Raw genomic sequence first — 21839 nt, 5'->3', positions numbered from 1 at the left:
TGATAAAAAAACCTCCCGCGGGAGGTTTATCGATTAGATCGGTTTTTGCCCATCGTCTTCAGGCAATCCGGTATCATCATCGTCATCCAGCGGCTCTTCGCCGGGCACCTGCGCATCATCAGGCAGCGGAGTGACATCATCGGGTCGTTCTGACATAAGCACCTCCATACCCCACATTGGGTAATAACTATTTTAGTTGCGTTATCCTTCAGCCCGGCGGGTTTATCACGCATCTGTGAATTAAGCGTAAGAAGTAAATTAGTCAGCGATTTACGCTTTGCTTATCGCCAGGCTTCAGCTAGTAACCATAAAAAAGGCCACCCGAAGGTGACCAATAATAGGGTACTCGCTGCGTTAGTCATCATGTGTGGTTATTAATTTATTTCGCCACATGAATAACACAACTGAATTAATTCGCTTCTTTCATCACATACAACGACGAGGCGATGGCAATCATAATCGACTTACAAAAAATACATTTTGCGCCGAGTGGATTTTGCCTGTTCCTGTCAAAAATGGACTGGCGATATTGAGAGCCCTGACATTGTGGGCATCTCATAGCATTAATTACTGTAATAATCAGAGACCTGTAACGTTAACAGCTGACGGACCTTTAGGGCCGTTTTCTACAGAGAATTCAACTTTCTGACCGTCATCGAGTGAGCGGAAGTCAGTTCCCTGAATGGCAGAGAAATGGACGAAAACGTCTTTGCTGCCGTCTTCCGGAGAAATGAAGCCGAAACCTTTCTCAGCGTTGAACCATTTTACTGTACCGAGCATTTTATTTGACATGTTTTTTACCTTGATAATGAGCCATATGGCATTAGAGGCTGAACCGCAGAGACACATCAGAACCTGAGATAAAACTCAAAGAGAAAGGCGCAGGTTAGGCACTAACACAGATGAGAGATACAAAACGAACTAACTATGGGACTGTCTGCTTATCAGACCGGAGATGCATTAACGCACGTCTGGCGGGTAAACACAAGGGGTAATAAATTTTAATGGCCAATTAAAGGCGTAACGAAACGGTGAACGCTCCGCGTTAAAATTTTTAAGTGGATAGAATCAGTCACTATTTTAATCTCTGAAAGCCTCAGGCATTTAAAATAATTATTTTGCTGCGGCCACGACTGCCATTTCGCCAGGTAAAGGGTAGGCCGAAAAAGAGACAAAAAAAGACCCAATACTATTTTACCCATTACAATCAATTACTTACGCGGATAAAGGGCGATAAAATGGCTACACCGAAAATTTAGCAACTTGCTCTTGAATCACATCATCAAGAATCTGCTGTATCTCGGAATCTGTTAGAAGGTCACAATTATTACCTATTGAACGTTGCAGTTCGGTTAGGTGCTCACTGCTTTTACTAGCGATAAAAAAATCTTTTGAGCATTTAGCAATCATCTCATTAAGAATCTTTAACTTCGCTTCAGAATCATCTTTAGAGGCGTAGATGAAGATATTAGTTTCAATTGGAAAGTATATTGCTTTAAGAGTATTTTTTACATCATAGAAGGGTTTAAATTCTTCACAATCTTCAAACTCGAATACAATGATTGAATCACCCAATATTACGTCAAAGTCTGTCTTGATGACTTTATAATTTAGCCCCTTATATATATCCACCTTCGAGTTTTCTGCAACATGTTTAAGCATTCCGTTAATGTGTCCTTGCTTTATGACATTTTTCAACCTTTTACTAATTTCCAAGTTAAATGATTCCTTTATCCTCTCCATGTAAACATTCAAGTTCTGATCTAAATTAGCATTAACCAACGGCAGGATTTGTTCGGAAAGCATCTCCCGGTACTGAATAGGAACCTTCATGTTATCGAATAAGTTTCCTAAAATGCCGCCACTGTTAATGTTTTTACTAATCTCATTCTTAATCAATGGCTTAATAACATCTACTGATGTGAAAGAGTCTATCATTTTGTTTAAAAACCCCTCACTTGAAGAATGAAAACTCTTCCTTAAGTTATTAGTTCGCACTTCTAAGTGAGAAATAATTTCTGCTAAAATTGATTTATTAATGTCACCTTGAGGATTAGTCCTCAAAATACTTATCGCAGAGGCATAAATACCTTCCAGATCAGTAAAAATATCATCTAATTCGGCCTCTCTATCTACTGAGTAAAAGTATCCTTCAACTCCAACCTTATCAATTTTTATAGTCCTCTGCTCCCCTCCTTTTAAATATACATGTGTAAATTCTTTTTTTGGCAAGCCTGTTAGAAAACCACGTTGTAGAAACCTTGGAATATAATGATGTCGTTTACCCGCCATAGATCCACCTGATTAATTAAGATAAGATGATTGCAGATTTATAAGTAAAAATTCAAAAAAAACCCATTAATTGCAGCTAACCCCTTACAAATTATTATTAAAAATTATAATCCATAGTCAAAATTACCTTACCGGCAGTCCTTACTTCCTCAGCGCCACAAATGAAATTTGTTTCCTTATTAGTAACGCTAATTTTACGCCCCGGTAAAAGAGCGATGTCATAAACATCGTATTTTCCGTCAATTCCCATTAACCAACGCCCATTGCTAATCTCGCCAATATTCATATCAATAATCCACGCAGAGCTATTGCTCGATACGAACACCGGTTCAACAAGATTTTGAGAGATAAAACTGAGGTTAATTTCCCATAGACCAGCTTCATGCAAGCTGCCAGCCAGAAGATTGTTTCGGGGAATAGAATAGCTATCTGTTTGTACAGAATCTTCTTTGTTCTGCCTCCCCTTCCCTGTTGCCAACCAATGCAGGTCAACACCTGTATCAAGCGCACACGCTACAACGACATCACCCGGGAAATAGTTTCGTCTTACCCAAGTGCTAACAGTCCCTGATGAAATGTCTAGCAGCTCACATAGTTGTTTTTGTAGCGTAAATCCATATGCATCAAGGATTCGCCGCAGCACTGGCTTACCACCATTAGCCATGACTTCATCATAAACAGCCTTACCACTGACGTTTGCCGTCGCACTTACGAAACTTGCTTTTTCAAGTTCCCCTGTCACTAACCAATTAACGTCCGCGCCGGTATCAAGAGAACATTGGACGATAACGTTGCCCGGTTCCTGTCCACGCGCCAACCAACTAGCAACATTGCTCTTAGCTATTTCAAGTCTATCGCTAAGTTGCTTCTGCATGGTGAAGCCATAGGCTGACAGGATTCGCTCAAGAACATCTCCCGCCACCGCATTTTCAAGACGCATTACTTTCACCAATAGACGCTAAATTATGCTTACAGTTAAACAATAGCGATCTAAAGTGTTCACACACCACATGTAACACCATAGAACACGTTTAACTACGAGGAGATACTGCGTTATGTATACTGAAAATGCAAACAACCAGAACGCATTTGATTTAATGCAATCACAAGATTTTATTGCCAATGTCGCTGCTCTTTTAATGCCAGCCATAAGCGAAGTTATCAACGACGCAGTTAAAAAGGCTGTCACGCTAGCCACTGCGCCAACAATGTCCAAGCAAGACTTTGCCGCCGCTAACCGCCTCAGCATGTCATTGCTGGAGAAATGGATTGCAAATGGCGTAGTGCTGCTCGCCCCGACCCCATCCATCACTTACACACAGAGTCGTACCAATCGTAAAACCGGAGAGGTGGTTGAAACCACCATGACTCGACATGGCAATCCTCTAATCAATGTTGCCGCGTGGCGCGAAAAAAATCGCCAGCAGGCAATCAAATGTCGCTACATCAAACCATAACTTGATTTTGCAAGTTCAGGGCTATTAGCACATGTTTGATTTCAATGTTTCTACCCATGCGCATTATGACGATGCCTGCCGTAAATTCGCTTTATCACACAATATGGAAGACGTTGCCAAGCAATCTGGAATGCGCGCCCAAACTCTACGTAACAAGCTCAACCCAGATCAGCCACATCAGCTGACGGTGCATGAGGTTCTGACGCTCACCGATGTCACCGAAGATGCGACGCTCATTGATGGCCTGCTTGCACAAATCCAGTGCTTGCCTTGCGTGCCGGTCAACGAAGTCGCCAACGACAAGCTGACGCTATATGTGATGAGAGCAACCGCTGAGGTTGGTCAACTCGCTGCTGGCACGATCTCAACTGAGCAACTAAGCGCGAGCTGTAAACTCGGTCTATTACAAAACGTTAATAGCGGTATTCGCTGCTTAACGCTGGCCGCAATCGCTGTTCAAGCGCGCTTACAAGCTAACCCTGCTCTGTCTTCAACAGTGGATGCAATCAGCGGCCTTGGCGCTTGGTTAGGCGTGGTGTGAGGTGCAGCCATGATTTCATTTGCTGCACAGCTCAAAAGCCAAGCCCGTCAATGTCCTACGGGTATGGATGGATTTTAGGTGACAAAGATAAGCGCTGGCATCCGGTTAAACAGGTTTAATGCCCACCACGTTCTCAGGCAATACCCATGAGAGGCAAATTATGGCTATCGAAGGCGATTCAATGCTTGTCGAATTGAGTGCCGGTCAGCGCGTCGCGGCACTCAATCACGTTGCGTTATTGCGATCGCAATTTAAGGGCGGCGACGGTGAAAAAGATTTATCGCGATTTTTCGACTCAATGCGTGATGTGAGAGACAACAACTACCAGGACAATAAGCGCGCACTAAGCGCAATCTTTTTTCTGGCGAATATTGGTAAAGACTGACACAGCGCTGATTTTAGCGAATTAAGCACCGATGGAAAATCTGCAGTCATTTGTGCAATGAACCAATTAAAAGCCGTTGTGAGTTTATTCCCTAAGCGAATGACGCTTTCTAACTAAATAACTCAATGCAATTAATTGGCGTAAACCCGCCGGGGTTCACTTTACCCAAAAACAGGAAATCACATGCTGAATAATTCATCCCAATCTAAACATACGGCTTCATATATCGACCTCGACATGATGCTCAATGACGCGCGCAAAGAAGAACGTCGCGATCGCGCTGACTTGATGGTCAATCGCCTGAACATGCTGCCGCGAAAATCCACCACGACGAATTATCCTCGATTGAAGCCGCTGAACTGTTGCATCAGGAAATCGAAAAAATCCTAACGCAAATCGCGGAGGCGAACTAATGGCTGATTCAATGGATATTGTGCAGCAGCGCACCGAGGAAATGCTCGAACGCAACATCGCGTTAATTACTAATCGCCCTCTAGGTGTATCTGCGTCATTCTGTGAAGACTGCAACGCCCCTATTCCAGAACAGCGTCGCCGCGCCATTCATGGCGTGACCCGCTGCGTATGCTGCCAAGAGATTGAAGAAAGATTCGGCATTGCTCGCACAGGCGGTGCGGCATGAGTAATTCTAAATCTCACGTTCAGCGTAAATCGGATGCAGTCCATTACGGCATCCCGGTGTCATTTCGCTATCAACCGTTGAAATCCATGCAGGACTTACAGTTCCAGCAATCAGAGTGCAAAGAAACTTCCCGAAGTGATCAGGAACCAAGAACAAGTCTGTCGGCATTGGCAGAAATCGTGGATCTCCCGCGCAGAAAAACTCAACAGTCCTACGAGTCGCTTGAAGCGAAATGTGAATATCTGACTGTAGAGATTCCCAGTCATCCCACTCATCGAATTCGTGTCTATGGCTGCTCTCTAGCTGTTGGAGCACGTTATTCAATGCGCGCTGAACTGAGCCTTTCCATTCTCCGTAAGGTAGCCAATCTGCTCCAGTATTCCATTCGAAAAGACGAGCAAGATCGTCTCGACTGGATTTTGAACCAAGCCAACGCTCTGGTCGGTAATTTTGTGTCTGACTCAAGAACGCGTCGCAAGCAGCATACATGTCGCGCGCTGATAAAAGTCGTACAGCGCGTAGAGGCGCTCTCCCGCCAGCCAGAAAGTGAATATTCTCGGCGTAATAAGGGCGTTGTGTAGATGATTCCGGTTCCATTGGATGTTTCCCTTTGTGAAATTAGCCAAGAAAATAATATCATTTCCGTCGAGCCGCAAGCATATGCTTATCCGTGGAATGCTCCACGGAAAGCCATTGCCAGCCCCTATCCTACCTATCAGGAACTGCGAGGCCGCCATCAGTTGATTGCGGCTTTAGCGCATGCTGAGCAGTTACTCGCTCAGCAGCCAATGCTGATACAGCTTGATGTCAGGCGGCGTGTCGCCGAACTGGAAAAATCACAGGGCATTGCCCGTGCCAACGCGTACTTAACAAAGACATTTATTGAGCGCACATTGCCACGCGTTGAATGTGTGAACACCAAGTATCGCCTCAACGAAATGAAGGCCGGCACGCAAACTCTACTCACTAATAATTCAGACAAAGCAAATGGCGCAGCCAGAGCAAGCGGTGCGCTATGGGAATTGATGCGTCGTTTTAACCGTCTGCCCGATATGGCACGAGCCGATGTTGATTTACTGGCTGGTAACATTGCCAACTTTACCTTGGCTGAACTGGTGCAGGCGCATGCTCAATCTGACAACGAATCGGATTACAAATACGCGCACCGCATTTACATGACGGCCGCCGCCATTACCCGCGAATTCAACTAAACACCGCCGTTGTGGGAAAAAGTCACGTCCCGATTCTTTGAGCCAGAAAAAGTTACACCCGAGATTATGCGCATGCAGACCGAGAAATGGTGGAAGGGTCGTCTGCGTCGTATCGCGGCATCATGGCGTGAACATCTGCAAATCGCCCTCGCCAATGTCAGCAAAAAACACACGCCCTATGCCAGCAGAATGACAGTGTCGGAGTGGCGCGAGCAAAAGCGCCGCACGCGTGAATTTCTTAAAGGGCTTGAGCTGGAGAATGAGGAAACCGGCGAAAGAATCAGCCTAATCGACAAGTTTGATGCAAGCGTATCGAATCCTGCCATTAAGCGCTGCGAGTTGATGAATCGCATTCGCGGTTTTGAAAACATCTGCAACGACATGGACTTTGTTGGTGAGTTTTATACGATCACCGCCCCTTCTCGATACCACGCCACTATCAAGACCGGTCATCGTCATCGCAAGTGGAATGGCGCCAGCCCGGCAGACACGCAGCGTTACCTTTGCAATGTGTGGCAGAAAATTCGCGCCAAGCTGCACCGCGAAGAAATCCGCATCTTCGGCATTGGTGTTGCCGAACCTCATCACGATGCGACACCGCACTGGCACATGCTGATGTTTATGCTGCCTGAAAATGTCGATCGCGTGCGCGAGGTGATCAGCGGCTACGCATGGCGTGAAGATGGCATAGAACTAACCAGCGAGAAGGCGCGCAGAGCGCGTTTTCATGCCGAAGCTATTGATCCTGACAAGGGCAGCGCCACCGGTTATGTGGCTAAATACATTTCAAAAAACATTGATGGCTATGCGCTCGACGGCGAGCTGGACGACGAAAGCGGCAAAGAGCTGAAAGAAACCGCGCCAGCCGTTTCGGCATGGGCTGCACGTTGGCACATCCGGCAATTCCAGTTCATTGGTGGTGCTCCGGTCACGGTTTATCGCGAACTACGCCACATGGCCGACAGCGAAACCGCGCATGGACTCAGTATCGAGTTCGCGGCCGTGCATGACGCTGCTGATGCAGGCGATTGGGCTGGCTACGTTAACGCACAGGCGGCGCATTTGTGCGTCGTGATGAGCTGGCCGTGCGCACCTAGTATCAACCAAGCGAAGATCTCAACGCTTACGGCGAAGAAACTATTCGTATCAAAGGTGTGTAGGCCACTGACGCTGGCGCAGATACACCAATCCTAACCAGATTGACGCAATGGAAGATGGTGCCGAAGCGTGCTGTTGATTTGGCCGTTGACGTTAAGGGCGCGTCCGCGCCCTCTTGGAGTTCTGTCAATAACTGTACGGCGTCGCCGCCAGTAGATACCCCTCTCGATTTCTCAAGTCCGCCAACACGAGCAGAAAGGCGGCATATTTTGCGGCGACTGCACGAAAGCACACCGGTTAAGCAGCGAAAGCAGTCACCACCAACCCCAAGTGCGCAGCAATTGGAGAAACGCGAGCAACTTAAAGAGATATTCCACGATGTCTCGCGTTTGCACCTATCCGAAGGTGAGATCACTTGGATGATGAGTGGCCGTAAACTCAAAGTTGGTGAGCAGTAATTCTGGAGTGGTAGCAGTGGGCATCTGTTCCGCAATCGGCGTAAAACATCAACTGCCCTTAGTCGATTTGAGGCATTAGCTGAGAAATTTATGGGCAAACTCAGCGCTCAATAAAACAGCATTTAATTTTCAAAAAGCCATGCGAATCTTTACGGTTCCTAAACCGCACAACACTGTTCATCCATACAGTATAAAGATTGATTGAGGAGTTAATTAGCTGATGTATCTAGATAATCTTAGCGAGACCGTTGCACGCATTCAGTTTATCGCCGATGTTTCGCTTGTCGCACACTGCAAAGAAAATGAACTAAAATTGGCACTATCGATGATCAGTGAGATGGCCGGAACGATTGATACGGCGATTTATCAGGATGCTATTTTCCGCCAGGCTTAATGACTTCTTTTTTAGCAACTCCCCTGCCCTGAGCCACCATTTCGGTGGCTTTTTTCATGCTGCAGCAAAGCGCATTCTTGTGCATGGTTTTGCATGATCCAGATAGGATCGCTGAACGCTACAGCGCCCATAGCTGGCGCGGCTTGACAAAGCGCATGCATCTGCATGAAAAGCGATGCATAAAGCGGGCAGGCGTGGCGGGGATAGCATTGTGCGCAACACATGTAAATCAAAAAATCAATTGATTTTTTCTTAAAAATTATTTAATTTTATCTACCTCCTTTTTAACTAAAAATAACAAAATGATATTAAGAGAAAAAAAACGTTTTCTTCCCTTAAACCAAATTCCAGCTTCTCTATGGGATGTTAAGGAAGAGACTCTCAAATTGCCCAAAGAGTTGATTTCAAGCTGGGAGCAATTGCTTGATAGTGAAAACCTACGAGAAATGGCTTTAAATGACAGTGTGAGTAATAGTACAGGTGGGCAGGATAAATTCGAAACCGACACGCATTTAGCCAGTAAATACACTGGCTCATGTGCCAGAACAATCCTTTCTATTATTGACCCACTGGATAAAGCTGAACTTGCATCAGATACATACATATCAATATTTTCTGGAGGAGACGTTTTCTTATTAGACATCCCTGCTGGAGCTGGATCTGGAAGCATTTCCATATTATCCACATTATATGAATTAAGAAGAGAAAATATCCTCCCCAGATATCCACTTAACTTAAAAATCCTAGCTGGTGAAATTTCACCATCAGCAAGGGACTATTTCACTCGGCAGCTTAAAGAGTTAAAACCACTTTTAGAGACTCAAGCAATAATTGTGGAGCATGAGATTACATCTTGGAATGCAATCAATCTTCAAAATAACTTAGATTTTGTAGTCAAGATGTATGAAAAAGGAAAAGGGATTCCATGCAAACTAATTTTAATAACTAACTTTTCCGGTTTTTTAGGAAGTGACCAAAATTGGGAGTCAGCAAAAAATAGTTTTGAATCAATTTTTCATGTTAATAAAGATGATAATAGTCATGTTATATGGATTGAACCACAAATCAATAAAGCAAGAAGAATTTTCGAAAAAATAGCAAAATGGTTCTTCGTAAAGTTCCCTTTCTTTACTCAAGAAAGCAAAGGTGAGGATGACCTACATTGTGAAACTGAGATTAACTGCTTGCATCCACTTAAGGATGTAAAGTTCAAAGCAAGAATGAAACTTATGTGTTTTAGACTAATGCAAAGGAATGATCAATGAAGACCACTTTAGCCGTCAAGGCATTATCTACATATCGTAAAAGAGATATCATTCCTTACTTAGCATTAAGGTATTATCTTGTAGCACCGACCTCTAAAACTGATTATTGGATAAGTAACATTTGTACACGGCTTGCTAATAACACAAAAAAAAACTACATAAACGTCAAACACTTTAAAGAAAGCGTTGGCGATGAATACATCTTTCGCGACATATTTTATCCTTCACCTAACGAAGCATTGGCCGAAACCTTCCTAATAAGCGAGATTAGCAAAGTATCAACAATGCACCCTGAGAAATATGTATACAGTTACATGCTTGAGGATGCCACATCAAAAAATGGTGTTTTCGTCAATTATTTCGATGGATTAATTAGAAGGCAAAAAGATATAGCTCAAGCATGTAAGTCAAATACTGGTAAGAAACTTTCATATAGTGATATTAAAAAGTTTTACCCAAGCATTTCCTTGGAAGATGCAAAATCCACATGGGAAGAGCACACTACTAAAAACAATATTGACAGGAAGTACATTGACCTCGGCTTGGTTTTATTAGAAAATCAAATTACAGCTTCGACATTTTTTCATGACAATCAAAAACTACTTGTCGGCCCGTCATTCAGCCATGTTATCGCAAATATATTATTAAATGATATTGATATTAAAATGCATAATATAACAGGTGGTCATTACTATCGTTACGTTGATGACATTATTATGATAGGTGATGAGAAAGAAATTGAATCTTGGAGAAGTATTCTTAAAGAACACCTGCTTGAAAAGAAATTAGAACTACACGACAAAACCAAAGATTTTGTGATATCTACCAATGAATGGCTTTCAGGTGAACACGACTTTTCAGATAATCTAAGCCAAGACTGGGGCTATCTAATTGGTGATATTAAGAAATTTTTGTTACTCCACCCTGAAAACACTGACTCTTTAGAATCAGAGTTTAAAAAAAATGGAATAAGGATACCTGTTTTAGACTACTCAAATTCCATTCGTAATAAAAGTTATATTGAGAAGTTCATAAGCAATTACAACTTTAAAAAATGGTTTCGACGAAAATCAAACTCCTTATCAATTGACTCTATATTATTTTCAGCTAAAAAATGCAAGGCTAGCTTACTCAGGGCTTTGGATGAAGAAGATGCCTTATTCAATTCAGCTGAGTCTGCATATGAGAAAAAAAGAAGAGTACCCAAAATAAGATATACTTCTGGAAGGCTATTATACTTACTCAACAAAGAAGAATTGAATGTTTTATTGAGTAAAACGATAAAATATCCTGAGCTGCATCTGCTTAATGCAATTGCAAAGAGCTTAATTAGTAGAGATGTTACTCAGATTATTCAGATGGGTATCAATACCACGCAGGCAGCTGCGCAACTACTTATTGCTGATGGGAATGACGTTACATTTGATGTATTAAAAATTGAAGATAGCGACCCTAATGTAGTAGAACAATCACTCTCTATCTTGGGGTTATATAAAATGAATTTCCCTAACACTGAGTTCGGTGGGAGCTTCATAAAACTACTTTCTGGCAATGAGGATGATATTACCGAGATGATGAAATCTAAGAATGACTTTATCAAAGAGTTTGCTTGTCTACATGGCATTTCCCATCCAGACCACCTAAAAGTCTTACAATCAGGATTCGATGAGGATGAAGATATCGTGCTCGATCTTTTAGATCAAATACAACCATCGAGCACATAAAATTTACAGGTCGTAATTTTTAAACTTGACTACCTCTATTACAATCCACTCATTTATATCTGAGATTCTATTTTGTAAGGAATGAAGTTCATTCCTTACAAAAACTTTTGCGGCCTTTTCCACATCTCCAAATCCCCCACTGTTTTCAGATGATATCCCCATCATCTGCGGTGGCACGCGGTGCGCACTGAGCAAATCATCGCGGCTTGCCTTCTTGATGTTAAAGAAATCACCTTTGGTCGCCACTTCGCTGAGCGGCAAAATATTAATGCCGTCGGGCTTGCCGTTGGGGGCGTACATAAATAGGTTGCGGAAATTGCCGATCCCTTTGGTGTCGCGCATCGCCTGCCGCATGCGCTCGATGTCACTGCTACTTTGCGCTGCATCGGTCATGTACAGGATTTAACCCGCGTGCGCGCCGTTCTGGTAATACTTGCGGCGGAACAACGTAGCAGCCTCATTTAGCCAGGCGGAATTAAGCGCGCTAAGATATTCCGGCAGACCGTAAAGCTCCTGATTCACGTCTAGCTCAATCAGGTGGAAAACCCGATCCGTTTCAAACTGGTGCGCCTCCTTCCACTCATTCACGAACCAGTAAACACCCTTCTCCACGCCGCGCCGCGTGTACTTGGCTGGTGACGTTTCCAGACGCAGCGGTTTGCCGAGCGCGTTGCGGCGCAGCTCCGCGAATGCATTGCCAAACACCAGATAGTCAAGCGCAAACTTGCTGAACTCCTGCTGGCTCAGCAGCGGATGCGGGATAAACGTTGAGGCCAGTATGTTGCGCATCACGTAGAGCGGCGAGCTGTGATGCACTGCCGAACGCAGGCTTTTGGCGAGGCCGTGGAAGCTGACCGGCGGCTCGTACCAGCGGCCGTTATGGATGCACTCGGCGTAATCCATGATGTCGCGCTTATCGAGTACCGCCGTTGGCTCGCCGAAGCTGAACGCCTCAAAAGGCTGTGACGCATCCTGCGCGGGCTGGGTTTGTGCGGTAAATGCCTTGTGGCGGTTGCGTTTACTCATCAGTAAAACTCCATAAATGAAAGGTTAGCGCCGCCGCTGGCGGCGGTGAGCGGTTCGTTCAGCAGGGCGTGCATGATTGCCCACGCGACATCGGCGTGGCTGGCTTCCTCGCTGTGGCTGGCCTCGTAGGTTGAGCGGTTGCCGCTGGCCGTCATGGTTTTGCGGATCGACATAAACGACTACGTGATGTCGGTCTGGCCTGCGTCGTATTCGAGACGACCGCAGCTGATGGTGTCCTTGGCTTTCAGCACCATTGCGGTTTTTACTTCCGGCGAATATTTGATTTCGCGCGTCGCCGGAAAGAACTGGCGCAAAAGCTGGAATACGCCCTGACCGATGCCAGTGGTGTCCACGCCGATGTATCGCACTATGCCGATCGGTAAAGAGCTGCACGATGAATTGAAAGATAAAGAGGGAGAGTTTTTCGCGGAGTATTATCGCCAGTTTTATCGCGTAATACGTCTAACCCGAATTGAATTGCCAGAAGGATTCATGAGCCACATTCCACGCCATAGATTCACCAGCCACTTCATAATGACCTGTGGTATCCCCCTGGAGTTACAGCGCATATTTGAACACTAAGATATAAGCGTAACCATGCGTTATCCCCACTTCGCGCCTGATCATCTTGAAGATGCTATTCACTGCAATCCATTAACGATTATGGCCGGAAAAAGTGGCGGAAGAATGGCGGCGAAGGTTATCACAGGGTAGAACACGGTATAACAGGATTGGTAATAACTCATTGATAAGTATGAAATTATTGTCAGTCAACAGTAAATAAAAAAAGACCCAATACGATTCCTGTATCGGGTCCAGGGAAATGGCTCGTTGAGAGCCGTGCGCTAAAAGTTGGCATTTTTGCAGGCGAGGACGCCTTGCCTTTTAAAGGTAGACCAGCATCGGTGATTTTCCAGCCAGCGGGCTTCGCCGCCGGCAAAAGCTGCCAACTCTGTGATCGGGCTGGCACTAACGGCTGGCAGGCGCAGCGGCAAAAATGTGCGCTACGCCTGAAAATGCAGGGATTATTTACCGCACAGTTGCTGGGCACGATCGACGATCGGCTGCAGGCTCATCTTTTGTCCCGGATGCGCTTTATCGGCGGCAAGGATGGTATCGATGGACTGCAATGTGCCCTGCCCGGCATTGCCGCGCGCCAGCGCTTTATCATTGAGCGGATACTGCAGCAATGTGCTGGGGTTGATGGCAAACAGCGCGCCATCTTTCTCGCAGGTCAGCATCACCTCTTCACGGGTGAACGGCCACTTATCTTTGCCCATTTCAAAACGGCTGACGGTGATAATCTGCCCGGCGAACGCCTGGCTGCACAACGCCATCAGTAACCCAGCTGGAATCAGTTTCTTCAGCAAAATCTCGACCTCATCTCATCTTTTAACAGATTCAGGCCGGTGAAAGCGTGGCAAACACGCTCACCAGCCCGATAACAATCAACGCCAGCAGCAGCTCGAGCTGCGTCAGGCGGATAAAAAGTTTCGGTGCCCGGCTGGCGGCCAGGCGAAAACGCGGCACCAGCAGATAGCGATTAAGCAGCGCAATCAGCACCATCAGTGCCACCAGCAACGCTTTGCTCACCAGCAACTCGCTCCACAGCGTGGCGGTCCAGTTGAGCGGCGTGCCGGCAATCAGCAGGCTGTTGACCGTGCCGGTAACAATCGCCAGCGCCACGGCCAGATGACCATAGCGTGAAAAGCGCATCATGCTGCGAATGGCATCGGTGCGCCAGGCAATGTTACGCGCCTCGCGCATTAATAGCAGCAGCGGCAGTAGGCCACCGGCCCAGAAGGCGGCCGCGATCAGGTGCAGCGCATGATTCCCCTGCTGCAGCAGTCCCGGCATGCCATCGCGCATCGCCGCATGGCCGACGCCCGCCAGTGCCACCAGCTGCAACAGCGCAGTCGTCAGTAACGCCTGCTGGCGCAGATTACCGCGCAGGCGCAGCGCCAGCGTGCTGAGCAGGGCAAACAGGATAACCCAGCGCCACACCGCGCCGAAGCGCGTGCCCAGCACCGCCAGCCAGACGTCAATGCTGGCGATACTGCGCCAGTCGCCGCTCATCAGCCCGGTCTGCGCCGCCAGCATCAACAGCGCACTGAGTAAACTCAGCACGGCGCTGTATCCCATCAGCCGCCGCCAGCGCTGTGTCAGCACCGGTCGGTAGCGCGCCGGCGCCAGCAGCGCGGTATAAAATGCACTGCCGGTCAGCAGAAACAGCGCCAGAAAATGCAGCGCCCGCAGGCCGATCCAGAACGCGCTAAGACTCATTACTTCACGCTGAAGCTGTAGCTACCTTTGGTTTTGTGGCCGTCCACTGACAGCACGTGCCAGTTGACCTGATACTGGCCCGACGCCAGCGCCTGGGCGATCGGCACAATCAGCTGATCGTGCTGCTGCGGATTCAGCTGGGCTTTATCCAGCGCCACCGGCTGCTGCTGCGCGTTGGTCATTTCCACGCCGCTGAATGCCGGTTCAATATCTTCGGTAAATGTCAGGGTGAGTTGCTGCGGCGCGTGCTCCACCACGGCGTTATCCGCCGGCACCGGGGCTTTCAGGTGGGCATGTGCCAGAGCCAGCTGGCTGAAGCCCAGCGTCGCGCCCGCCAGCAGTAGCGCGATAACGCGCCTGGATGCAGTTTTCATCATCACGTCTTCCCTTTTAACTGCGGCACTGCGCCGCAAATGTGGCAGCAGGATACGCCGCTGCTTTTAGGCTGTCGAGACTTGCGGTGCGATCCAATTCCCTTGATCCAGCAGGGCGAAACCATTATTTTTGCCCCTGTTTATCAGGAGAAAAGCATGAGCCAAAACCTTGCCCTGCTGTCGCAGGAAGAGAAAGACAAAGTTAACGTCGATCTCGCCGCCGCTGGCGTGGCGTTTAAAGAGCGCTATAACATGCCGGTGATCGCCGAGATGGTGGAGCGCGAGCAGCCGGAAGCGCTGCGCGACTGGTTCCGTCAGCGCCTGATGGCCTATCGCCAGGCATCGCTCAGCCTCTCCCGCCTGCCCTACGAACCTAAGCAGAAATAATTTATGTTACGCGTAATCGATACGGAAACCTGTGGCCTGCAGGGCGGCGTGGTGGAAGTGGCGTCAGTGGATGTCATTGACGGCCAGATCGTCAATCCGATGAGCGATCTGATCTGCCCGGATCGGCCCATCAGTCGTCAGGCGATGGCGGTGCACCGCATCACTGAAGCCATGGTGGTAGGCAAACCGACCATCGAAGAGGCGATTGGCCGCTATCACGGTAGCCCGCACTATGTGGCGCATAACGCCAGCTTTGACCGGCGCATGCTGCCGACGATGCCGGGCGAATGGATCTGCACCATGACGCTGGCGCGCCAGCTGTGGCCGGGCATTAAATACGGTAATCAGGCTCTGCGTCACAGCCTGAAACTTGAGGTGTCGCCACCGGATGACCTGCACGCGCACCGCGCGCTGTACGATTGCTACGTCACCGCCGCGCTACTGATCCGCATTATGGAAACCTCCGGCTGGAGCGCCAGTGAGATGGTGAGTCGCTGCCAGCCGGCGCCGGTCAGCGACGAGGTGTTCCCGTTTGGTAAGTATCGCGGTCAGAGCATCGGCAGCATCGCGCGTAAGGATCCGGGCTATCTGCGCTGGGTGCTGGAAAACGTACGTGATTTGCGCGCGCCGCTGCGGCAGACGCTGCGCAAATACGTTAAGGACACTCAGTAATCGCTGCGCGGCGGCAGCGTACCCTGCGCAAGGGCGATCAGGAAAGTGAACTCCTGCGCCACGCCTTCATAGGATTTATAACGTCCTGATTTGCCGCCGTGGCCGGAATCCATATCGGTGCAGAGTAACAGCAGCGCATCGTTGGTGCGCAGCTCACGCAGCTTTGCCACCCACTTCGCCGGCTCCCAGTACTGTACCTGCGAATCGTGCAGCCCGGTGGTCACCAGCAGGTGCGGATACGCCTGCGCCGTCACGTTGTCATACGGGCTGTACTGGCGGATGTAGCGATAGAATTCCGCCTGCTCCGGATTGCCCCACTCATCATATTCACCGGTGGTCAGCGGAATCGACGGATCGAGCATGGTCGTGACCACATCGACAAACGGCACCTGAGCGATCACGCCGTGAAACAGCTGCGGGGCCATATTCAGCACGCCGCCCATCAGCAAGCCTCCGGCACTGCCGCCCATGGCGTACAGCTGCTGCGGGTTGCCGTAGCCTTTCGCCACCAGCGCTTCAGTCACATCAATGAAGTCGGTGAAGCTGTTCATTTTATGTTGCAGCCGGCCATCGTCATACCACTGCTGGCCCAGCTCGCCGCCGCCGCGCACGTGGATAATCGCGTAGATGAAACCGCGCTCCAGCAAACTGATGCGGCTGGTGCCGAAACTGGCCTCCATGCTGCTGCCATAGGCGCCGTAGCCGTACGCCAGCAGCGGATTGGCGCCGCGCTGAAAGTGTTTGCGGTGATAAACCAGCGAGACAGGCACTTCCGTGCCGTCGCGCACCGTGATCCACAGGTGTTCACTTTTGTAGTCGGCAGAGTCAAAGCCCGGCACCGGGGTTTGCTTGAGAATGCGCCGCTCGCCGGTCTCCATGTTCAGTTCGAACAGCGTGGTCGGCGTCGTCATCGACGAGTAGCCGTAGCGCAGCGTGTCACTTTCCGGCGTGGGGTTGTAGGCCAGCCAGGTGACATAGGCCGGATCGTCAAAGGCAATACCGTAACTCTCGCCGCTCGCCCAGTTAATCTGGCGCAGCGTGTTTACCCCGCGCTGACGCTCTTCGACCACCAGCCAGTTACGAAACAGCTGGAAATCTTCCATCACTACGTGGTCGCGCGGCGGAATCAGGGTTTGCCAGCGATCTTCAGCCAGCCACGCGCTGCGGTACAGGCCGAAATTTTTGCCGTCGCGGTTGGAGCGAATGAAGAACTGGTGATCGTAGTGATCGATGCTGTATTCATGATCGCGCCGCCGTGGACAAAACACCTGCGGCTGTGCGTCCGGATATTCCGCGTCAATCAGCAGAATTTCACTGGTGGTAGTGCTGAACAGCGCGATCAGAATGAAGTGTTCCGAGGTGGTTTTATGCACGCTGAGGTGGAAAGACTCATCCTGCTCTTCATACACCAGCTGATCTTCCGACTGCGGATGCCCCAGTTCGTGACGCCACACCTGATAAGCCAGCAGCGTTTTCGGATGCTTGCGTACGTAGTAGAGGGTGCGTGAGTCGTTGGCCCACGCCACGCTGGAGGACGCGTCGCGCAGCACCTCCGGATACCAGCTGCCGCTGTTGAGGTTACGAAAGCGGATGCCGTACTGGCGGCGCGATAAAAAATCTTCCGCCAGCGCCATCACCTGGTTATCCGGGCTGATATCCAGCGTGCCCATGGTGTAAAAATCACTGTGTGCCGCGCGCTGGTTGCCATCCAGCAGCAGTTGCCACGGCTGGTCGGCGGGCGCATCCACCGGCTGGCGGAAATAGGCCGCGTACTCATTGCCGGCTTCGTAACGGCTTTGATAGCGGTAGCCGTTTCTCACATACGGTACCGAATGGTCCTGCGCCGGCAGCCGGTCAATAATCTCCTTCAGCACCCGATCCTGCAGCGCATCCTGAGAAGCCATCATCGCTTTACCGTAGCGGTTTTCCGCCTCCAGATAAGCCAGTACCTCGGGGTTTTGCCGGTCATCATCACGCAGCCAGAAATAGTTATCGGTGCGCGTTTCGCCGTGTAACGTCATGTGGTGGGGGATTTTTTTCGCTTGCGGCTGATTCATTACAGAGTTTCTCCCTGAAAGACGACATCCTGCAAGCGTGGCACTTCTGGCAGCGGAAGCCAAGCCGGAAACGCACGCGAAGTGTAACCAAAGGCCGCCGCAGCCGCCTCTGGCATGACTCAGGCCGCTTTTTCCGCCGCGATGTCGCGCTGAATACCGTCGCGCACGTCCTGCGGGATTTTCAGCGCATCACCGAGCGCGGAGAGGTAACTGCGCTCCATGAAATGATCGACATCGATCGCCGCACAGCTAAGGAAATAGAGCTCCAGCGCTTCCTCTTCGTTTTTCACGTCGGCGGCCAGCCACTGCGGATCGAGCGGACGGTTCATTGCCTGCTGAATCAGCGCTTCCGCCTGCGCCCCGTAACCGGCCTGATGGATATTCTGCTCGATGGCCGAGCGCTCGCGATCGTCAATGTGCCCGTCGCTTTTCGCGGCAAACACCAGCGCGGTCACCAGTCGCTCCGCGCGCTGATCGAGCGGCGTCTGCAACTGGCCAAACGCAGGCTCATCCTGATGGGTTTCCCGCACGCGCTGCTTGTATTTATTCCACAGCACCGCGCCTGCCGCCGCCCCGCCGCCGACCAGCAGCGCGGTGCCGCCGTATTTGGTTAACAGCTTGCGCGACGATTTGCTGGCAACCAGTAAACCCGCCAGGCCACCCAGCGCGCCGGGTGCCAGCATATCGCTCAGGCCGCCTGATTTGCCGTCACCGCCCTTCTTTGCCAGAACCGATTGAATTTGCTGCAGCCAGTTACTCATCGTTTAACTCCTGTTTAAGTTTCCGCTCACTATGCTGCCGCACGCTATGTCAGTTAACGTCAGAGCCGGCAAAGTATGGCAAAGCCGGACGTGCGCAATGCGTGAGTACGCAAACGTTTTCGTTTATACTGCGCGCGCATTTTGACTGCTAAGGTGAAATTATGACGACTCTCGGAACCGCGCTGCGTCCTGCCGCAACGCGTGTCATGCTGTTAGGTTCAGGTGAATTGGGCAAAGAGGTGGCGCTGGAGTGTCAGCGTCTCGGGGTGGAAGTGATCGCCGTCGATCGCTATGCCGATGCCCCGGCGATGCACGTTGCGCATCGCAGCCACGTCATTAACATGCTGGACGGTGACGCACTGGCGGCGCTGATTGCGCAGGAGCAGCCCCACTTTGTGGTGCCGGAAATTGAAGCCATCGCCACCGAAAAACTGCTGGAGCTGGAAGCGCAGGGGCAAAAAGTGGTGCCGACGGCCCGTGCTGCGCGTCTGACCATGAACCGCGAAGGCATTCGCCGTCTGGCGGCAGAAGAGCTGGCGTTACCGACCTCAACCTACCAGTTTGCGGATAGCAAAGCGCGTTTCGTCGCGGCCGCGCACGAGATCGGTTTTCCCTGCATCGTGAAACCGGTAATGAGCTCCTCCGGTAAAGGCCAGAGCTTCATTCGCGAAGCCAGCCAGCTGGATCACGCCTGGGATTACGCGCAGCAAGGCGGACGCGCGGGCGCGGGCCGGGTGATCATAGAGGGCGTCGTGAAGTTCGATTTTGAAATCACCCTGCTGACCATCAGCGCGGTGGACGGCATCCATTTCTGCGCGCCAATTGGTCATCGTCAGGAAGACGGTGATTATCGTGAATCCTGGCAGCCACAGCAGATGAGCGAACTGGCCCTGCAGCGCGCGCAGGACATCGCCGCTAACGTGGTGAAAGCGCTCGGCGGTTACGGCCTGTTTGGCGTAGAGCTGTTTGTGTGCGGCGACGAGGTGGTGTTCAGCGAAGTCTCTCCGCGTCCGCACGATACCGGTATGGTGACGCTGATTTCGCAGGATCTCTCTGAGTTTGCGCTGCACGTACGCGCGTTCCTCGGCCTGCCGATTGGCGGCATTCGCCAGTATGGACCGGCAGCGTCAGCGGTGATCCTGCCACAGCTCGATAGCCACAACGTGCAGTTTGTGAATGTGGAAGCCGCACTTGGCGCCGGTTTGCAGCTGCGCCTGTTTGGTAAGCCGGAAATTGCGGGGCAGCGCCGTCTGGGTGTCGCGCTGGCGACCGGTGACAGCACAGATGATGCCGTGGCCCGCGCCATTGCCAGCGCCGCAGCCGTGCAGGTTCAGGGCTGATTGACCGGGTGATGACGCAGCGCCATCACCAACCGCAAAAATAGACCGCTGCCGCGTAGCAGTTGCGCGGCAGCGCTATTTGCGATCAGCGGGGTGAAGCCGCGCCTGCCACAGCCTCACGCGCCAGCTGCGTAATACGATCCCAGTCGCCGCTCTCCAGCGCATCGTTTGGCACCAGCCACGAGCCGCCAATACACAGCACGCTTTTCAGCGCCAGATAGTCACGATAGTTGGCCGGGGAAATGCCGCCGGTCGGGCAGAAACGCACCTGCGGGAATGGACCACCAATCGCCGCCAGCGCTTTGACGCCACCGTTCGCCTCTGCCGGGAAGAACTTGAACTCGCGCAAACCATAATCCATGCCGACCATCAGTTCCGACACGGTGCTGATGCCTGGAATCAGCGGCACCGGGCCTTCCACCGCCGCCTTGAGCAGCGGTTCGGTGAGCCCCGGGCTAATGACAAACTGCGCGCCGGCGTCGGTCACTTCTTTCAGCTGCTGGGTATTGATCACCGTGCCGGCACCCACAATCGCTTCCGGGACTTCTTTGATCATTGCCCGCAGCGCATCCATCGCCACCGGCGTGCGCAGCGTCACTTCCAGCACGCGCACGCCACCTGCGACCAGCGCTTTGGCCATCGGCACCGCATGTTCCAGCTTGTTGACGACAATCACCGGCACAACCGGGCCGGTAGTCAGAATCTGTTCCGCACTCGTTTTCCAGTTCTTCATTACGTTTCCTCAGGAGCGACAGCCCAACGCGCGGTCCGGCTGTCAGAAAGAGAGCCCTACCATACAAGATCGGCCGGACGGACGTCTATTGGATATCATCAATTTTTGAAACCGCGGTTCATTTTGGTGATGACCTGTATCCGCTCGCAAGTTGAGCCTGATGCCTGCGTCTGCAGTTTTAACCCAGCACCAGTGAGACAACAGCTAAAACAATTAATAAAAACACCAGTGCACTGACCAGAGCCATACCAGCCACGATGGTATGGAACGTCAGAGAGGCACCTGCGAAAAACAGCGCGCCGTAAACACTCCAGCGGCTCTCTTTGCGCATACCACCAAACGCGGCCAGCAGCAGGGCAATAGCCGCCAGCACAACATCCGTAATGGTAAGCAGCCCATCGATGTCCATCTTGCTGGTTTTCGGTGTAGAACTTTGCACGTTCTCCCCTTTTAGTCCGGCAAGAACACCTTTCTTCACTGCGGCAACCTGTTCTGCTACCACCTGCTCAATTGAGGGACGATGTTGGAACGGGCCGATAGTAAAGTGAACTGCAACCAGCATGAATGCTATGGCCCCCAGCAGCATACCGACAGAACTCCATTTATTGCGCAATAGCGTTTCCATACGTTTCCTTAGCATTATCATTTGCGCATCATTGCGCACCATTCTGTAGGGTTGCCATTAATGGCGACCAGGATAAACCCTGCTGACTGAAAACAAAACGCCCCTGGCGAACAGCG

General features: G+C 50.3%; 22 protein-coding genes and 5 pseudogenes. 13 read left to right on the top strand and 14 right to left on the bottom strand.

Translation table 11 applies throughout. The features are described from left to right. Nucleotides 1-33: 33 nt before the first annotated feature. The 5 genes from AC6I8F_RS08740 to AC6I8F_RS08720 all read right to left on the bottom strand — a co-directional run bounded on the left by AC6I8F_RS08740 (nucleotide 34) and on the right by AC6I8F_RS08720 (nucleotide 3232). The gene (locus tag AC6I8F_RS08740) at nucleotides 34-156 is read right to left on the bottom strand and encodes a hypothetical protein (protein ID WP_421039177.1); all 123 of its coding nucleotides are present in this window, start codon (nucleotides 154-156) and stop codon (nucleotides 34-36) included. Nucleotides 157-409: 253 nt separating this feature from the next. Beyond that, a complete protein-coding gene (gene ymcF, locus AC6I8F_RS08735; protein WP_230857119.1) occupies nucleotides 410-559 on the bottom strand; it encodes a cold shock small protein YmcF in 150 nt (49 codons plus the stop codon). 20 nt (nucleotides 560-579) lie between these two features. Next, nucleotides 580-792, bottom strand: coding sequence for a transcription antiterminator/RNA stability regulator CspE (gene cspE, locus AC6I8F_RS08730; protein WP_021510003.1), 213 nt, complete (start codon nucleotides 790-792; stop codon nucleotides 580-582). Between the two features lie 450 nt (nucleotides 793-1242). Next, nucleotides 1243-2292, bottom strand: a complete 1050-nt coding sequence (locus AC6I8F_RS08725; protein WP_477530108.1) for a DUF4238 domain-containing protein — start codon at nucleotides 2290-2292, stop codon at nucleotides 1243-1245. Nucleotides 2293-2389: 97 nt separating this feature from the next. Then, entirely contained in the window at nucleotides 2390-3232 is an 843-nt protein-coding gene (locus AC6I8F_RS08720) for a phage repressor protein CI (protein ID WP_477530107.1), read from the bottom strand. 115 nt (nucleotides 3233-3347) lie between these two features. On the opposite strand from AC6I8F_RS08720, the gene AC6I8F_RS08715 reads away from it, so the two are divergent. The 10 genes and pseudogenes from AC6I8F_RS08715 to AC6I8F_RS08670 all read left to right on the top strand — a co-directional run bounded on the left by AC6I8F_RS08715 (nucleotide 3348) and on the right by AC6I8F_RS08670 (nucleotide 11465). Continuing rightward, nucleotides 3348-3749 (top strand): hypothetical protein, encoded by a 402-nt coding sequence (locus tag AC6I8F_RS08715; protein ID WP_477530106.1) that lies wholly within the window; start codon nucleotides 3348-3350, stop codon nucleotides 3747-3749. A gap of 31 nt (nucleotides 3750-3780) precedes the next feature. Further along, the gene (locus AC6I8F_RS08710; protein ID WP_222986606.1) at nucleotides 3781-4290 is read left to right on the top strand and encodes a phage regulatory CII family protein; all 510 of its coding nucleotides are present in this window, start codon (nucleotides 3781-3783) and stop codon (nucleotides 4288-4290) included. 160 nt (nucleotides 4291-4450) lie between these two features. Then, nucleotides 4451-4792: pseudogene (locus AC6I8F_RS08705) on the top strand (DUF5347 family protein). A 66-nt stretch (nucleotides 4793-4858) separates the two neighbouring features. After that, a pseudogene (locus AC6I8F_RS08700) lies at nucleotides 4859-5088 on the top strand (DUF2732 family protein). Next, entirely contained in the window at nucleotides 5088-5315 is a 228-nt protein-coding gene (locus tag AC6I8F_RS08695; RefSeq protein ID WP_477530103.1) for a TraR/DksA family transcriptional regulator, read from the top strand. Before AC6I8F_RS08700 ends, AC6I8F_RS08695 begins: the two are co-directional and overlap by 1 nt. Continuing rightward, on the top strand, nucleotides 5312-5896 hold the full coding sequence (locus tag AC6I8F_RS08690; RefSeq protein ID WP_222986602.1) for a hypothetical protein: 585 nt from the start codon (nucleotides 5312-5314) through the stop codon (nucleotides 5894-5896). The genes AC6I8F_RS08695 and AC6I8F_RS08690 overlap by 4 nt, the downstream gene beginning before the upstream one ends. Nucleotides 5897-6103: 207 nt before the next feature. Beyond that, nucleotides 6104-8082 (top strand): annotated as a pseudogene (locus tag AC6I8F_RS08685) (replication endonuclease). Between the two features lie 220 nt (nucleotides 8083-8302). Then, a complete protein-coding gene (locus AC6I8F_RS08680) occupies nucleotides 8303-8476 on the top strand; it encodes a hypothetical protein (protein ID WP_477530102.1) in 174 nt (57 codons plus the stop codon). A 302-nt stretch (nucleotides 8477-8778) separates the two neighbouring features. Beyond that, complete coding sequence (locus AC6I8F_RS08675) at nucleotides 8779-9741, top strand: hypothetical protein (RefSeq protein WP_477530101.1); 963 nt, start codon at nucleotides 8779-8781, stop codon at nucleotides 9739-9741. Further along, the gene (locus tag AC6I8F_RS08670; protein WP_498028737.1) at nucleotides 9738-11465 is read left to right on the top strand and encodes an RNA-directed DNA polymerase; all 1728 of its coding nucleotides are present in this window, start codon (nucleotides 9738-9740) and stop codon (nucleotides 11463-11465) included. The genes AC6I8F_RS08675 and AC6I8F_RS08670 overlap by 4 nt, the downstream gene beginning before the upstream one ends. 3 nt (nucleotides 11466-11468) lie before the next feature. On the opposite strand, the pseudogene AC6I8F_RS08665 reads toward AC6I8F_RS08670, so the two are convergent. From AC6I8F_RS08665 to copC, 5 genes and pseudogenes are all read right to left on the bottom strand, one after another. Then, nucleotides 11469-12491, bottom strand: a pseudogene (locus AC6I8F_RS08665) (phage portal protein). Continuing rightward, a pseudogene (locus tag AC6I8F_RS08660) lies at nucleotides 12491-12859 on the bottom strand (phage terminase large subunit family protein); the annotation flags it as partial. The pseudogenes AC6I8F_RS08665 and AC6I8F_RS08660, both read right to left, overlap by 1 nt. A gap of 657 nt (nucleotides 12860-13516) precedes the next feature. Beyond that, nucleotides 13517-13864 carry a YebY family protein gene (locus AC6I8F_RS08655; RefSeq protein ID WP_059009741.1) on the bottom strand — a complete coding sequence of 116 codons (348 nt, stop codon included), beginning with the start codon at nucleotides 13862-13864 and terminating at the stop codon, nucleotides 13517-13519. Between the two features lie 28 nt (nucleotides 13865-13892). After that, complete coding sequence (gene copD, locus AC6I8F_RS08650; RefSeq protein ID WP_104093227.1) at nucleotides 13893-14774, bottom strand: copper homeostasis membrane protein CopD; 882 nt, start codon at nucleotides 14772-14774, stop codon at nucleotides 13893-13895. After that, nucleotides 14774-15151, bottom strand: a complete 378-nt coding sequence (gene copC / locus AC6I8F_RS08645) for a copper homeostasis periplasmic binding protein CopC (RefSeq protein ID WP_498028736.1) — start codon at nucleotides 15149-15151, stop codon at nucleotides 14774-14776. Before copC ends, copD begins: the two co-directional genes overlap by 1 nt. A gap of 153 nt (nucleotides 15152-15304) precedes the next feature. Between copC and AC6I8F_RS08640 the strand changes: the two genes are divergently transcribed. Continuing rightward, on the top strand, nucleotides 15305-15535 hold the full coding sequence (locus AC6I8F_RS08640; RefSeq protein ID WP_010616356.1) for a DNA polymerase III subunit theta: 231 nt from the start codon (nucleotides 15305-15307) through the stop codon (nucleotides 15533-15535). A 3-nt stretch (nucleotides 15536-15538) separates the two neighbouring features. Further along, nucleotides 15539-16207, top strand: coding sequence for an exodeoxyribonuclease X (gene exoX, locus AC6I8F_RS08635; protein ID WP_021509985.1), 669 nt, complete (start codon nucleotides 15539-15541; stop codon nucleotides 16205-16207). Here exoX and AC6I8F_RS08630 read toward each other — a convergent pair. Together AC6I8F_RS08630 and AC6I8F_RS08625 are read right to left on the bottom strand one after the other, a co-directional pair. Further along, on the bottom strand, nucleotides 16201-18264 hold the full coding sequence (locus AC6I8F_RS08630) for a prolyl oligopeptidase family serine peptidase (RefSeq protein ID WP_104188976.1): 2064 nt from the start codon (nucleotides 18262-18264) through the stop codon (nucleotides 16201-16203). The two genes, exoX and AC6I8F_RS08630, sit on opposite strands and share 7 nt — an antisense overlap. A 119-nt stretch (nucleotides 18265-18383) precedes the next feature. Continuing rightward, on the bottom strand, nucleotides 18384-19025 hold the full coding sequence (locus AC6I8F_RS08625; protein ID WP_159378101.1) for a tellurite resistance TerB family protein: 642 nt from the start codon (nucleotides 19023-19025) through the stop codon (nucleotides 18384-18386). Nucleotides 19026-19186: 161 nt separating this feature from the next. Here AC6I8F_RS08625 and purT point away from each other — a divergent pair, with 161 nt between their 5' ends. Beyond that, entirely contained in the window at nucleotides 19187-20365 is a 1179-nt protein-coding gene (gene purT, locus AC6I8F_RS08620; protein ID WP_059009748.1) for a formate-dependent phosphoribosylglycinamide formyltransferase, read from the top strand. Nucleotides 20366-20450: 85 nt separating this feature from the next. Here the strand turns inward: purT and AC6I8F_RS08615 are convergent, their stop codons facing one another. Both AC6I8F_RS08615 and yidI read right to left on the bottom strand, forming a co-directional pair. Next, nucleotides 20451-21098, bottom strand: coding sequence for a bifunctional 4-hydroxy-2-oxoglutarate aldolase/2-dehydro-3-deoxy-phosphogluconate aldolase (locus tag AC6I8F_RS08615; RefSeq protein WP_058757515.1), 648 nt, complete (start codon nucleotides 21096-21098; stop codon nucleotides 20451-20453). 178 nt (nucleotides 21099-21276) lie between these two features. Next, on the bottom strand, nucleotides 21277-21723 hold the full coding sequence (gene yidI, locus AC6I8F_RS08610; protein ID WP_498028735.1) for an inner membrane protein YidI: 447 nt from the start codon (nucleotides 21721-21723) through the stop codon (nucleotides 21277-21279). Between the last annotated feature and the right edge of the window lie 116 nt (nucleotides 21724-21839).

This window comes from gamma proteobacterium symbiont of Axiagastus rosmarus (assembly GCF_059730925.1).
Note: the sequence above shows the minus strand (reverse complement) of the source record. Positions and strands in the feature narration are given on the sequence as shown.

What these genes read in the sequence shown, in the direction of transcription:
- AC6I8F_RS08740 (WP_421039177.1), bottom strand. Translation starts at nt 156, where the DNA reads ATGTCAGAACGACCCGATGATGTCACTCCGCTGCCTGATGATGCGCAG.
- ymcF (WP_230857119.1), bottom strand. Translation starts at nt 559, where the DNA reads ATGAGATGCCCACAATGTCAGGGCTCTCAATATCGCCAGTCCATTTTT.
- cspE (WP_021510003.1), bottom strand. Translation starts at nt 792, where the DNA reads ATGTCAAATAAAATGCTCGGTACAGTAAAATGGTTCAACGCTGAGAAA.
- AC6I8F_RS08725 (WP_477530108.1), bottom strand. Translation starts at nt 2,292, where the DNA reads ATGGCGGGTAAACGACATCATTATATTCCAAGGTTTCTACAACGTGGT.
- AC6I8F_RS08720 (WP_477530107.1), bottom strand. Translation starts at nt 3,232, where the DNA reads ATGCGTCTTGAAAATGCGGTGGCGGGAGATGTTCTTGAGCGAATCCTG.
- AC6I8F_RS08715 (WP_477530106.1), top strand. Translation starts at nt 3,348, where the DNA reads ATGTATACTGAAAATGCAAACAACCAGAACGCATTTGATTTAATGCAA.
- AC6I8F_RS08710 (WP_222986606.1), top strand. Translation starts at nt 3,781, where the DNA reads ATGTTTGATTTCAATGTTTCTACCCATGCGCATTATGACGATGCCTGC.
- AC6I8F_RS08695 (WP_477530103.1), top strand. Translation starts at nt 5,088, where the DNA reads ATGGCTGATTCAATGGATATTGTGCAGCAGCGCACCGAGGAAATGCTC.
- AC6I8F_RS08690 (WP_222986602.1), top strand. Translation starts at nt 5,312, where the DNA reads ATGAGTAATTCTAAATCTCACGTTCAGCGTAAATCGGATGCAGTCCAT.
- AC6I8F_RS08680 (WP_477530102.1), top strand. Translation starts at nt 8,303, where the DNA reads ATGTATCTAGATAATCTTAGCGAGACCGTTGCACGCATTCAGTTTATC.
- AC6I8F_RS08675 (WP_477530101.1), top strand. Translation starts at nt 8,779, where the DNA reads ATGATATTAAGAGAAAAAAAACGTTTTCTTCCCTTAAACCAAATTCCA.
- AC6I8F_RS08670 (WP_498028737.1), top strand. Translation starts at nt 9,738, where the DNA reads ATGAAGACCACTTTAGCCGTCAAGGCATTATCTACATATCGTAAAAGA.
- copD (WP_104093227.1), bottom strand. Translation starts at nt 14,774, where the DNA reads ATGAGTCTTAGCGCGTTCTGGATCGGCCTGCGGGCGCTGCATTTTCTG.
- copC (WP_498028736.1), bottom strand. Translation starts at nt 15,151, where the DNA reads ATGATGAAAACTGCATCCAGGCGCGTTATCGCGCTACTGCTGGCGGGC.
- AC6I8F_RS08640 (WP_010616356.1), top strand. Translation starts at nt 15,305, where the DNA reads ATGAGCCAAAACCTTGCCCTGCTGTCGCAGGAAGAGAAAGACAAAGTT.
- exoX (WP_021509985.1), top strand. Translation starts at nt 15,539, where the DNA reads ATGTTACGCGTAATCGATACGGAAACCTGTGGCCTGCAGGGCGGCGTG.
- AC6I8F_RS08630 (WP_104188976.1), bottom strand. Translation starts at nt 18,264, where the DNA reads ATGAATCAGCCGCAAGCGAAAAAAATCCCCCACCACATGACGTTACAC.
- AC6I8F_RS08625 (WP_159378101.1), bottom strand. Translation starts at nt 19,025, where the DNA reads ATGAGTAACTGGCTGCAGCAAATTCAATCGGTTCTGGCAAAGAAGGGC.
- purT (WP_059009748.1), top strand. Translation starts at nt 19,187, where the DNA reads ATGACGACTCTCGGAACCGCGCTGCGTCCTGCCGCAACGCGTGTCATG.
- AC6I8F_RS08615 (WP_058757515.1), bottom strand. Translation starts at nt 21,098, where the DNA reads ATGAAGAACTGGAAAACGAGTGCGGAACAGATTCTGACTACCGGCCCG.
- yidI (WP_498028735.1), bottom strand. Translation starts at nt 21,723, where the DNA reads ATGGAAACGCTATTGCGCAATAAATGGAGTTCTGTCGGTATGCTGCTG.